Source organism: Ignatzschineria sp. F8392 (assembly GCF_002252045.1).
Lineage (GTDB): Bacteria > Pseudomonadota > Gammaproteobacteria > Cardiobacteriales > Wohlfahrtiimonadaceae > Ignatzschineria.
Genome location: NZ_NEFF01000008.1, coordinates 59676 through 72971, shown reverse-complemented (window position 1 = coordinate 72971; position 13296 = coordinate 59676). Strand labels below are relative to the sequence as shown.

The 13296-nt window shown below is 40.3% G+C and carries 9 protein-coding genes; 6 read left to right on the top strand and 3 right to left on the bottom strand.

Translation table 11 applies throughout. From position 1 onward, the window contains the following. The 4 genes from B9T19_RS10085 to B9T19_RS10810 form a co-directional block, all read left to right on the top strand. Positions 1-3894 (top strand): BapA/Bap/LapF family large adhesin (locus tag B9T19_RS10085; protein WP_143436884.1); only part of this gene is annotated, 3894 nt, incomplete at its 5' end. A gap of 208 nt (positions 3895-4102) precedes the next feature. Further along, the gene (locus tag B9T19_RS10080; protein ID WP_094568505.1) at positions 4103-4801 is read left to right on the top strand and encodes a tetratricopeptide repeat protein; all 699 of its coding nucleotides are present in this window, start codon (positions 4103-4105) and stop codon (positions 4799-4801) included. Between the two features lie 456 nt (positions 4802-5257). Beyond that, positions 5258-5725, top strand: coding sequence for an esterase family protein (locus B9T19_RS10815; RefSeq protein ID WP_094568504.1), 468 nt, complete (start codon positions 5258-5260; stop codon positions 5723-5725). Continuing rightward, positions 5698-6120, top strand: coding sequence for an alpha/beta hydrolase-fold protein (locus B9T19_RS10810; RefSeq protein WP_094568503.1), 423 nt, complete (start codon positions 5698-5700; stop codon positions 6118-6120). The genes B9T19_RS10815 and B9T19_RS10810 overlap by 28 nt, the downstream gene beginning before the upstream one ends. A gap of 174 nt (positions 6121-6294) precedes the next feature. Here the strand turns inward: B9T19_RS10810 and B9T19_RS10065 are convergent, their stop codons facing one another. From B9T19_RS10065 to B9T19_RS10050, 3 genes are all read right to left on the bottom strand, one after another. After that, positions 6295-7374, bottom strand: a complete 1080-nt coding sequence (locus B9T19_RS10065; RefSeq protein ID WP_094568502.1) for a type I restriction endonuclease — start codon at positions 7372-7374, stop codon at positions 6295-6297. 841 nt (positions 7375-8215) lie between these two features. Next, positions 8216-9778: an AbgT family transporter gene (locus B9T19_RS10055; RefSeq protein WP_094568500.1), complete on the bottom strand. Its 1563-nt coding sequence runs from the start codon at positions 9776-9778 to the stop codon at positions 8216-8218. 228 nt (positions 9779-10006) lie between these two features. Further along, on the bottom strand, positions 10007-10201 hold the full coding sequence (locus B9T19_RS10050) for a hypothetical protein (RefSeq protein WP_094568499.1): 195 nt from the start codon (positions 10199-10201) through the stop codon (positions 10007-10009). Positions 10202-10730: 529 nt separating this feature from the next. Between B9T19_RS10050 and B9T19_RS10045 the strand changes: the two genes are divergently transcribed. Together B9T19_RS10045 and B9T19_RS10040 are read left to right on the top strand one after the other, a co-directional pair. After that, positions 10731-11495 carry a gluconate 2-dehydrogenase subunit 3 family protein gene (locus B9T19_RS10045; RefSeq protein ID WP_094568498.1) on the top strand — a complete coding sequence of 255 codons (765 nt, stop codon included), beginning with the start codon at positions 10731-10733 and terminating at the stop codon, positions 11493-11495. A gap of 19 nt (positions 11496-11514) precedes the next feature. Continuing rightward, the gene (locus tag B9T19_RS10040; RefSeq protein WP_094568497.1) at positions 11515-13281 is read left to right on the top strand and encodes a GMC family oxidoreductase; all 1767 of its coding nucleotides are present in this window, start codon (positions 11515-11517) and stop codon (positions 13279-13281) included. The last annotated feature ends 15 nt before the right edge of the window (positions 13282-13296 follow it).

Here is a 13296-nt window from a genome sequence, read left to right as displayed (position 1 = left end):
GCAGAGCCAGGTTCAACGGTTGAGGTTAAAGATCAAGAAGGCAATAGCTTAGGTTCTGTAGTAGCAGATCCTGAGAGTGGTGCTTATGAAGTTGAGCTTAGCCGCCCAGTGACCGATGGTGAAACAGTTGATGTTACGGCAACTGATGAAGCGGGTAACACTTCAGAGAAGACACCTGTAACCGGTGAGAAAGATACAGTTGCACCAGAAGCACCGACAGCTGAGATCGATGAAGAAGGTCTTGTTGTTACAGGTAACGCAGAGCCTGGTTCAACTGTTGAAGTCACGGATAGCAATGGTGAAGTAATCGGTAGCGGCACTGCAAATGAACAAGGTGAGTATGAAATCACACTTGATCGTCCAGTGACCGATGGCGAAACAGTCGATGTTACGGCAACTGATGAAGCAGGTAACACTTCAGAGAGCACGCCTGTAACCGGTGAGAAGGATACAGTTGCACCGGATGCACCGGATGCTGAGATCGGTGAAGATGGTCTTGTTGTTAAAGGTAAGGCAGAGCCAGGTTCAACGGTTGAGGTTAAAGATCAAGAAGGCAATAGCTTAGGTTCTGTAGTAGCAGATCCTGAGAGTGGTGCTTATGAAGTTGAGCTTAGCCGCCCAGTGACCGATGGTGAAACAGTTGATGTTACGGCAACTGATGAAGCGGGTAACACTTCAGAGAAGACACCTGTAACCGGTGAGAAAGATACAGTTGTACCTGATGCGCCGGATGCTGAGATTGATGACAGTAATAGTGTGCTCACAGTCAAAACTGAGCCTAATGCAACTGTAAAAGTTTATGATTCAGAAGGTAAGCCATTACTAGATAGTGCTGGTAAACCAATTGAGTTTGAAGCTGATGAGAATGGTGACGCAAGTTATACATTTGAGCCGGCATTAGAGCGCGGTAAGATTATTAATGTTACGGCAACGGATAAATCCGGGAACGAATCTCAACCTACGGAGGTTATTGCAGGAGTTGAAGAGATATTAGCGACGGTAGATAATTATGTTGATGTCGTACTTGATGCAACGCCGAAGAGAATTGAGAATGAAAACCCGGAGGAGAAGAATAAAACAGGATTTAGTGTTGTAAGTGCTGGTCTTGGTCCCGTTTTAGATTTAAATCTTCTTGGTGACGTCGCGAAAAGCTCCATGCATTTTGAAGTTGGTGATGGCCAAGTTAGAGAGATAACTCTTCAAGGTCAGGCTGGAGGTGTTCAAGTTGGTGCGACTATGAATCTCTACTTCTATAAGTTGAATGAGAGTACGGGTCAGTGGGAGCAACAGATGGTTGAGAAGAACTGGCTAGTCTCTTATCTCTTAGGTGGAAAATCTGAAGAGACGACCTTTGAGCTTACTGAGGGTAAGTGGATGGTCTTAATGGCAGGAAACCTCGGAGTACAAGCATTAACAGGTTATACCTTGAAATTAAAGAAAGATATTATTCTTGATTATGGGGAAGCTGAAAGTGTTAAAGGTTCTGCCACAGGGAATATGATTACAGATGAAGATCCGAAATATGGTATGGATGAGGTGCCGGAAGGTACAACCCTTACTGCCATTAAGGGGAGTAATGGTGAGTGGTTAGAAACTTCTAGCAATGGTGAAATTGTTGTTGAGGGTCTCTATGGACACTTAATTGTTAAAGCTGATGGCTCCTATCATTATGAGGTGAATGAAGATTTCCGAGGCTATGGTGAAAAAGATATCTTCACCTACGAGGTGACTTCGCCTTCCGGAAAAACATCCCAATCAGAGCTGACTTTTGAGTTAAATATCACTCCAAGAGAAGAGCGGATTGAATTTGATAATACGGTTGTCCTTAATACTGAGCCAACAATCACGTATGATGGAAAATCAGATCTTAAACAGGTTGGATTTTCTGTTCTAGATCTTCCATTAGCGGGTTCTATTTTAAGTGCTGAAGCTCTATCAGGTGCTGAAACGCTGGACTTTACTGTGGGAGTGGATGAAGTTAAAGAGATGACATTCCACGGAAGTGCAGGAGGTGTTGCTATAGGTGTTGGTTATGATCTCCATATCTATAAACTTGATCCAGAAACGGGAAATTATGTTCAAGTACATGTAGAAAAGAGTTGGTTCTGGGCTGTTCTTTTAGGTGGAAAATCAGATCAGTTAACACTTCAGTTTGGTGAGGGTGAATATAAAGCTTTCTTACAGAGTAAAGGCGGGTTGGGACTATTGACCGGAGCGGGACTCTATGTAGACCATGAAAAGGTTTATGATTATGGTCAACCAGCTAAATATAGTGGTTCTGTTACGGGGGATGCTGTCAAAGATAGTGAGACGATCTTGTTGAAAGTTGATGATCAAGTTGTAGAGCCGGGTAAAGCAACGGTTGTTATGGGTGAGTATGGAAAATTAGTAATTAATTCTGATGGAACATATACCTATACTGTTGTGAAGCCGAAAGATGCGCCTGAAGATTGGAAGCCTCCTTATGGTGCATTTGATAGTTTCCGTCTTGTGACTCAAGATGCAAATGGAAAAACGATAGTCGATAGCCTTAATATTAAGATCGGTCTTCATACTGCTGATGATGATTTTAATAATATTGCTATTACAGAGGAAAACGTTAAATCTGAGATAAAGATTGAAGATACGAAGGCAGGAAAATCTGATGAAGTGAAAGTGAAAAACTTTACTATTGAAGAGGGTCAGATTGGGAAAAACTTTATTATCGAAGTTGTTGGAGACTCTAAAGGATGGATTAATCCTGATCCAATGATGATCTCTTATGTCCTAAAGAATTTAACAACAGGGCAACAATGGGAAAAAACAACAGAGAAGGTAGCTGATGTAATTCTTAAAGATACGCTTGCTAGTTTACCGGCGGGAGATTATGAATTAAGTGTTATTCCAACAGATCAAGGTGGCATTAAAAAACTAGATGTAAATATTGAAGTTGTTCATCTAAATGAATATGAAGTGGATCGCATTGATCCTATTACAGGTATGTTGTTTGAAAATGATAAGGGTAAGCTAATGTTAGATACATTAAAGATTGCCGACAAACAGCTATCTGTGAATGACCCTAAACAGGGAGCAGAATCGATTGAGATTGAAGGGTTGTACGGAATTTTAGTTGTTAACAAAGATGGTTCTTATACCTACACGCCGAAAGGAGGAGTATATGGAATTGATCGTTTTATTTATGAAACAATATCTAAAGTAGGAACTAAAGAGACTGCAACGCTTGAAATCAACGTTGGTAAGGTTGTAATGGCATCAGAATATGATGATGTTGCAAGAAGTTCTTCCGCAGACGATAGTTTCACAATGGGAGCCGGCGCTGATACTGTAATCTTTAAAAATCTGGGTGATCCAGAAGGTAGAAATAATGGTAATGGTGCAAATGGCTTCAATAAGTGGGCTGACTTTAATCTAGAAGAGGGTGATAAGATTGATCTTGTTGGACTTTTAGATGGGAATCAGACTACGGATAATATTGAGCAATATCTCCAATATGAAGATGGTATTCTCTATGTGGATCGACTTGGTCAGGGTAAGTTTGAAGCACTTTTAGAAGTTGAAGCAACAGATTTAGATTCTCTCTTAGAGGGTATTGCTTGGGAAGTAGAACTGCCAACAATGGTAAATAGATCTCTTGATCTTTCACAAGTAGATAGCTTCATGGTGGATGATATCGATGAAGGGCAAATAGATGAGCTCTCATTACCTTCTTTAGAGTCGCTTCTTATCTCTGAAGATTCAGGAATATTAGAGTTACCTGAGTTAGAAGAAGAGAAAGAGGAGAATGAACCTAAGAAAGTTAAAGAGAGTGAAGTTGTACCAATCACTACTATTGATCCTCAAACCTTGATTGATCCGTTAGATGAGCTTTTAGATCCAACTAAAGTTATTATTTAGATTTGGTACTATGGCGAGGGATATTTAATATCCCTCTACCATCTCAATAAATCGGATTATTATTTATAAAAGCCGGAAATGATGAATTCATCTCCGGCTTCCTTTATAAGAAAAACTATTTTTTTGCAGTTTATGTATAGAATAAGGAGCGCCCATTGGTGGCGCTCTTTTTGTAATTCAATAATGAGTTTAAAAGAGGATTGATTAGATGAATAGAGTCATTTTGGCAGTGTTAGTTGTGATATTGGGGCTTAATATATTTATGGTGGTTGAGCAACAGAAAAAATCGGCAGAGTCATCCTTGATGCCGGAGGTAGAAGTTGTTGAGGTGATAGATTCGAGCCATTGTGTAGATTTAAATGAAGAAGAGACCCTACGGTGTTTAGAGAATGTCATTGCTCAAGGAGATTATACTGGGAATGATCTCTTTATCTTGGGGCAACTCTACTTTCATGGGATAGGGCAATCAGCAGATAAAGCTAAAGGGATTCAAGAGATTGAAAAGAGCGCAATTAATTTTAACGAATTAGGTGCAATTGAGTTTTTAGGGGATTATGCAGCTGAAGAGGGGGATAGAATTTCTGCTCAATATTGGTATGCACGTGCTATCGCAAATGGTTATCTGCCGGCACAATTAAAGCTTGCTAATATCTATCGTTATCAACCACAAAGCGAAAGAGAGTTTGAGGTTGCGCTGAATCTCTATCAAGATGCCGCCAATAGAGGATCATTAGATGCGCTTTATGAGTTAGCGCTAGTTTATGCGACAGGAACTGGAGTAGAAGCAGATTTAGAGGGAAGTCAACTAGCTTTGAAAAAGGGTTGTGACGAAGGACATCAAAAGAGCTGTGATCTGTTTGGGCAGATTGAAAATCTCTTAAATGAAGAGAAGACAGAGGAAGAATAATACTACTTTATTATACTTTATGAAGAATAGGTGCGGTTGGCATCCTTATAGTAGTCATTACTAGTTTAGTAATGGCTAAGTATAAAATAGTATAAAAATATAATGGTAATGGATTTATAGCGAGATACATTATTAATTATATTTTTTATAGGTTGTTAAAATCTTAACCCCCCCATTTTAGTGCTTTATCTGAATATTTTATTCTGATTAATTCTTTTTAATCTCTGTAAAAAACTTCTATCTTTTCCTCAAAAAATCCGATATAACAAAAAAGGAAGTAAAGGCGGATTGCGTTTTTTAGTATCAAAAATAAGTATAAATAGAGACTAACTCCCGAGCCGCTCTGCGTAAGAAGATGTGAGTTATTCAATCAAGATCTTTAGAGCGTTAGACCTCCAAAATTCAATAATAAAAATCAAAGTAGGCATCGAATGCGATACACCTGAGGAGGTAGAAATGAAAAAATTATTATCGGTAACCGTGGGAATGCTTCTCTGCTCGACAACGCTCTCTTATGCTGAGAGTGAGGTTGTTGAGGCGGCTTATAATTCAGTGCTTTTAGATCGAGATGTGACGATGCAGGTCTATCTGCCGGATGGTTATGATGCGGCTCAAGCAGATAAATATCCTGTGATCTATATGCTCCATGGTGCCAGTGGTTCTAATACAGATTGGCTTGTGAAAGGAGGTATTAAAGTGACGGCTGATCAACTGATGAAGCGTGGAGAGTTACGAGATTCTGTGATTGTCATGCCGACCTTTGGTCCTAGCACTTGGTATACAGATGGTAATGCCGAGAAGGCGGAGACGGCATTTGTTGAGGAGTTTATCCCTTATATTGAAAAACATTCAATGTTCGTGAAGATCGTGCCGGGAGATCGGTTGGAGGGCTCTCTATGGGTGGCTATGGCGCGCTCAATTTAAGCCTTTCTCATCCCGAGCTCTTCTGTGCTGCTGGGGTTTTAAGTCCGGCAATTTATGATCCGCTTCCACCTGAAACATCAACAGCACGTCAAACAGCACAATTTGTAAAAGATAATCAATTTGATGAGAAAGCATGGGGCGATTCGCTCTACACAGCGAGGCTTAATAACTACTATCAGAAAGATCTAGTTGTTCCGATCTGGATTGAATCGGGTGATCATGACTCTTTAGGAATTGTACTTGCCGCCGCTAAGCTCTATTGGACATTACACAATTATCAACCTGAAGATGTGGAGTATCGAGTGATCGATGGTGATCATGATTGGATGGTCTTTAGAGATTCCTCAATCCGAGCATTGCCCTATATGAGCCAAAAATGTGAAGCTCTGAAGTAAGCCCTGAAGGCGCTTTACAAGGATTATTGATCGATCTGAGTCAGTTGAAGTTAGTTGATCAAAGAGAAAGCCCTTGCTCTCAAAAGAGCCGGGCTTTTGAGTTTTTAATCAATGAATTGCTGGATCATAATTTATTATTTTTTTAGTCGATAAATTGTAGTCTGTAAACTCTTTTTAACTTTCATAAGAGAGAGCTGTTTTCACTAGAGCTTCTTCAAAATTGAAAATATCATCCAAGTTATCGATAGGGTGTCTCTCTTCGATCTTTTCTTCATCAAATATCCCAATATATTTTTGTGTACGATTAAAGTGTAGCCGGCAGATCGGTTTTCGGTTGTTATCATCTAGCAAGACGCCAAAGTAGCTTTTAGTATCTCGTTGACAAATTCTTTCGGCATCAATATGTTTTCTAACAATTGCTTTAACAATATTAAACCCTTCTAGCTCTTCGTCTGTTGTGATGATTCCATCATCGGGTATTTCATCGGCCTCATTAATTTCGGTAGCTCCTACAGCACTTTTGTTAGGAGTATCTGTTTGTTGTGCGAGTGCTGATTTTAATCGATTATTGACCCGATCATCGATAAATTGAACGAGTGCTTTTTGAATAAGTGGTGTGAATTGTTCTCTCACCTTTTGCGTGATTATTCCCCCGTAAACATTAGTGATACAGAAACGTATAAAGTCTTCGGCGGGATCTTTAATCTGTTTCTCTAGTAGGTGTTTTAACTGACTGAGATATTTAAGTTCTCCTGCCGCATTAACTACAGAATCAACATCAAAATTAGCTTTTGTTAACTTTTTGATCTCAGGTACGATATGGGCATCGATATCAAGCATATCTAATTCAAGAAAAGGTTGGCTATCCATCTTATTTGGCGCATCTAGATCTGTATAAAAACGATAATAACGACCATTGGTTAAAATCGCTATTTTAGCTGTAGTTGTTCCAAAATAACGAAATAGTTGTGATGCATGTTGCTCATTGAGTTCTTCCCCAATCTTTTTTGCTTCGATCAGAATTGCTATTTCACCATTATCGACAATGGCATAATCGATCTTCTCTCCTTTTTTTACACCTACATCTGCGGTAAATTCGGGGATTACCTCAGCTGGATTAAAAACATCATAACCAAGAACTTGGTGAATAAAGGGCATAATTAGCGCTGTTTTAGTTGCTTCTTCGGTTTCGATAATATCGCTCTGCTGGCTAACACGTTTAGACACTGAAAGTAGTCTTTCTGAAAAATCCATAGTTAACTCCTATAATGGTAGGAACAGAGATCATAGCTCTGTTTTGTAGATCTGCTTTATATTTAGTTTTATTATCTTTATTTGTAATTTTATTACTACCTATTAAGATAATATAATAGTTTCAAAATTCAAAATATATCAGCACTCAATAATTGGTCAGCATCTTATATAAATATCCAGCTACAGTGATATTTCATTATCATTGATAGTATAAAGTAAGAAGGAATTGAGGGTTATCATGATAGAATTTACAGATTAGTCTATTATTTGAATCTATTATTCTTAATCGCTTGATTTAACCCTCAGGGAAAAATCCGTTTTATTATTGGTTTTAATTTTTTTACTAAAGTGAGTCCATTATGCCAATACCCTATAAAGATACACCATTAAGATACCTCTGTTTAGATTGTAAGTGGGTTGGAAAGCCACGCAGTGATAATTTAACTCCTCCCTCTTTTTGCCCTAAATGTGGCTCTATTAAGATAGAGATGGGAGTTGATCAGCGCGATTTTAATAAAGTAGTGAAGGGCTTTAAATTTTAGTTTAAGTTTTAGTTTTAAACCATTTTATATTTGAGAGTTCGGTAAGAGTTCACTAGAGTTAAGCTCATAATGGTTGATCATTAATGAGTTCTATCAATGTAGATTTTTCAGAAAAAGTAAAGCCCGGTGACGAATGTATAGGTAATGTCATCGGGCTTTTTGATAGCTATAATTTATCTTGTTTTATATCTACCGCTATAAAGTACTACAAGCGGTAGAATCACTGCTAGTGACAGCTTTTTTGTCATAGATCCCTTGTTATAGATCTTTTGTTGCTGATCGAGCTACTAATCTTTTTTCTATGGGTTGAAGTAGATTGCAGAACCAGGGCCGACTGGGATTCCTAACACAAAGACCCAGATACAGAAGATAGCGACCCAAACGACAAAGAAGACGACAGAGTAGGGCACCATCATCGAAAGAATTGTCCCAATGCCGGCATTACGGCGATATTTAAGTGCGATCGCAACAATAAGTGCAAAGTAGCTCATCATCGGCGTAATAATATTGGTGACAGAATCACCAATACGGTAGGCTGCTTGAATTGTTTCTGGTGCATAGCCTGCAAGCATCAACATCGGAACAAAGATCGGTGCTGTGACTGCCCATTGTGCCGAAGCGGAGCTCATCATAATATTGACAAAAGCACAGATAATAATAAATCCGATAAAGAGTACAATACTATTAATTTCGATACTGGTAATAAAATTTGCGCCGTGAACAACCAGAATTTGTCCAATGTTTGTCCAGTTAAAGAAGGCAATAAATTGCGCGGCAAAGAAGACTATTACCAGATAGAGTCCCATTGAACTCATAGCGCCTGCCATTGCATTGATAATATCTCGATCATTCTTAAACTTCTTCACAATTGCGCCATAAACAATACCCGGCACCGCAAAGAAGATAAAGATAAAGATCACAATAGAGCGGAAGAAGGGAGAGTTAGCAATTTCACCGGTTGTTTGATTTCGGAGGATACCATTTTCCGGCACGACCATTAAGGCAACGATAATAGCCAAAATCAGAAAGCTAATGCCAGCCCAAAGTAATCCTTTCTTTTCGATCGGAGTCACTTCAGCAGACATTGCGATATTATCCTCATCTTCACTCATCTCTGATGAATCGTAAGGGCCTAATTGTGGTTCGACAATTTTATCAGTTACAAACCATCCAAGGAAGGTGACGATAAAGGTGCTAAATGCCATAAAGTACCAGTTAGCTTCTGCCCCAACAATATAATCAGGATCGATAATTCGAGCAGCTTCTTGGGTAATACCGGATAAGAGCGGATCAACCGTTCCTAAAAGAAGATTTGCCGAGTATCCACCAGAAACGCCGGCAAAGGCAGCCGCAAGACCGGCAAGGGGGTTACGTCCTATTGAGTGGAAGATCACCGCAGAAAGAGGGATGAGAACGACGTAACCTAATTCCCCGGCAGTATTAGACATAACGCCGGCAAAAACGATCGCAGGCGTGGTAAAACGGATCGGTGCTTTTAGGACAACTAAACGCATTCCTGCAGAGAAGAGCCCGGCACTATCGGCAATTCCAACCCCTAGCATCGCAACAAGGACGGTTCCTAATGGGGTAAAGCTCGTAAAGTTCGTGACAATACTAGAGAGAATCTTGCGAATTCCATCGGGATTGAGGAGATTGACAACCTCAATAACGCCACCCGGCACTCTTCCCGGCGCGCCCTCTGGACGAGGATCGGTGACGCTTAGTCCAAAATGAGATCCGACAGCAGAAGCGATCAGTATCAGGGAAATTAAGATGATAAATAAGACCACAGGATGTGGTAGTGCATTACCTAGCCACTCAAGCGTATTGAGTAGCCTATTCTTCTTTACTTTGACGGTCATATAGTTTTCTCCGGTTATCTATTTTAGGATCGATCAGATGCTTCGGTAAAAGCATCGTCATATCCAAAAGCGTGCGAGGGTATCGCTACTACAATTAAAAACAGATAACATCTTATAAATTTTAATAAAGGTGTAAGGTATATCACACCTATTTTTTACGAGCAAGGAAGCAAATTAGACAATCTGACTTTACTCATGATCAGAGAGAGCTTTGACCTTAAGCTTTAATTAACAGTTCCCTTTTTTCGCTTGTCCAGGTGGGCAGAAGTAGCCCTCTTTATCTTTTTTCTTCTTATTTTTAGAATCAATCACAATCCCATCAGAATCGATTACCATTCGATTTGGAATATCTGCACGAATTGTACAAGCTGTTAGAAACATTACCGTTGCTATTAGTAGTGCTAGTCTTGTCGATATTTTCATGTTTTTCCTCTTCTTATCTGCTCTTATTGCGCTTCTAACGATCATTGCTGACCTTATTAATCTTCTTATCAAAAGGGTAGTCTACCCGATTTTAGACTTCTTGAAAGCAGGAATTAGAGATGGATGGTGTAGGAAAGAGAGCGAAGAGATCTATCTGTTTTATTAGAAGTTGAGTCTGAATAGGAATTTGACCTAGATCATCTAATTATAAAATATCGCTCTCTTCGATAAAAATAGTAAAGAAATTAAATATTTAGATACATTAGTCAATTTATTTAAATCGGTATTAGTGGTAGTCTGTTAATAAGTTAATCATAAAATTAAATGAAAAATTAAATGAAAAATTAAATAAAAGTTAAGTCTAACTTGAATAATGAATTTATTATTTTTTAACGTTCCTTAAGTGGAGTTTAAATTTAATGGTGTTATTCATTTTCATTTAATTAGATTATTCCGGTCAGTCGATTGAGATGGGTTGGCGAGATAGGTTAATAGACTCAGAGCGAGTCCTAGATAAGAGGAGTACTTTATGGCTCAAGATGATAAGAAAGTGAATCAGTTTAGAAGGGGCTTTTTGGGAACGACCCTAAAAGCAATACCCGTTGCCGCGATTACAGCGGTAGGAGCAGGGAAGGTTGCACATGCTATTCCAGAAGCGCCAGGTTCGGTCGATTCAATGGCAGATCTACCTGAGAATCCGGCAAAATATATGCCGACATTCTTCAATGATGAAGAGTATGACTTTATTCAAAGTGCTGTCGATCTCTTAATTCCTGAAGATGAGTTAGGTCCAGGCGCCATCGCAACAGGGGTGCCGGAGTTTATCGATCGACAGATGGATACTCCTTATGGGCATGGGCAACTTTGGTATATGAAAGGCCCTTTTCATCCTGAGATTATGAAGCAGACCCCTACATTGGGTTATCAACTCAATATGACTCCTAGAGATATCTATAAATCAGGAATAACAGCATTTAATCAATGGTGTATCGATCGGTATAAGCGTCAATTTGTTGATCTCAACCATCAAGAGCAGACAGAAGCGATGACACTCTTAAGTGATGGGAAGATTGAGTTCCCTGATGACGCTGTCTTTGCATCGGTCTTCTTCTCTCAATTATGGGGCAATTGTAAAGAGGGCTTCTTCTCCGATCCGATGTATGGCGGAAATCGCGATATGGCCGGTTGGCAGATGGTCGGGTTCCCCGGCGCAAGAGGGGATTATCTCGACTGGGCAGATCGTTATAATGTGGAATATCCATTACCACCTGTCTCCATCCTTCCTAAGAAATAGCGCAGAATAAAGGCATATTATGGCAATAGAGAAAGAAAAAGTAGATGTAGTATTAGTTGGGTTTGGTTGGACGGGTGCGATCTATGGTGTCGAGCTGACAGCTGCCGGTCAGAGTGTTGTTGCACTTGAGCGTGGACATATGCAGACGACGGCAACCGATGCGAAGTATCCGCAAGTGATCGATGAGCTCAATTACGCAGTGAGAGGCAGAATGTTTCAGCCCTTAGCGAAAGATACCTTAACCATTCGACATAAAGAGGGTGATACCGCAGTTCCTTACCGTGAGTATGGCTCCTTTTTACTTGGAAATAATGTCGGTGGTGCCGGATTGCATTGGAATGGTATGTTTTATCGTTATCTTCCGAACCAACTGCGTCTTAGAAGTTACTATGAAGAGAAGTATGGCGAAGATGCGATACCCAAAGATATGTATCTGCAAGATTATCCTGTTACTTATGAAGAGTTAGAACCTTTCTTTGCAAAATTTGAAGAGGTATGTGGTGTTTCGGGGCAAGCAGGTAATATTAAAGGGGTGCAACAGCCAGGCGGAAATCCATTTGAAGGTTGGCGTTCAACGGCGTTTCCCAATAAGCCTTTAATCAATTCTTATGCTTCAGAACTCTTTAAGAAAGGATGTGAAGCGATGGGGTATAACCCTTATCCTGCGCCGGCGGCGAATGCTTCTGCTCCTTATACCAATCAGTATGGCGTCCGTTTAGGCCCTTGTAATTATTGTGGTTTCTGTGAGCGATTTGCTTGTTATAACTACTCTAAGGCATCACCGCAAACGACGATTCTTCCAGTATTACTGAAACGCCCTAATTTTGAATTAAGAACCAATGCTAATGTTATTAAGGTTAATACGGATAGCAGCGGGAAAAAGGCGACGGGCGTCACCTATATTGATGCGCAGGGAAATGAAGTATTTCAGCTGGCTGAGATGGTCATTCTCAATGCCTTTGCGATTCATAACGTTCGCTTACTGCTCCTATCGAAGATTGGTCAGGTGTATGATCCTAAGACTGAGACGGGGACTTTAGGGCGAAGTTATGCCTATCAGCGTGATGTGAGTGTGAAAGTCGTGATGCCGGAAGGGACAAAACTGAATACCTTTATCGGTACAGGTGCCGGTGGCGTGACAATGGATGACTTCAATGAGGTAACCTTTGATCATTCAGGATTAGGCTTCTTAGGAGGCGCGAGTATCCGCACCTCTATCCATGGTGGTCGCCCTATCTTACAGAGCCCGACAGAAGCAGGTTCGCCAAAGTGGGGAAGTGGTTGGAAAAAAGCGACGCAAGAGGGATATCAGCGAATCTTCTCGATCGGTATCTCTGGTTCAGTGATGTCTTATCGTGATGCCTATCTCGATCTTGATCCAACCTACACTGATAATCATGGGCTACCGCTTCTTCGACTCACCTTCAATTGGCATGAGAATGAGAATAAGATGGTCAATTACTTGATGGAGAAGATGGCAAAAGTAGGGGAGGCTGCCGGCGGTAAAGTGGAGTATAAACCTTATGCCCTAGATGCGCCTTACGATACTCGAATCTATCAAAGTACACATAATACCGGTGGCGCAATTATGGGAGATGATCCGAAAACGAGTGTGGTGAATAAGTATCTGCAACATTGGGATGTTCCTAATCTCTTTGTCTCTGGTGCAAGTGCTTTCCCGCAGAACGTTGGTTATAACCCAACAGCGCTTGTAGGCGCGTTAGCCTACCATTCGGTACACAATATTGTGACCAAATATCTTAAAAACCCCGGGCCGATGGCTTAATAACTAGAAGGAGAT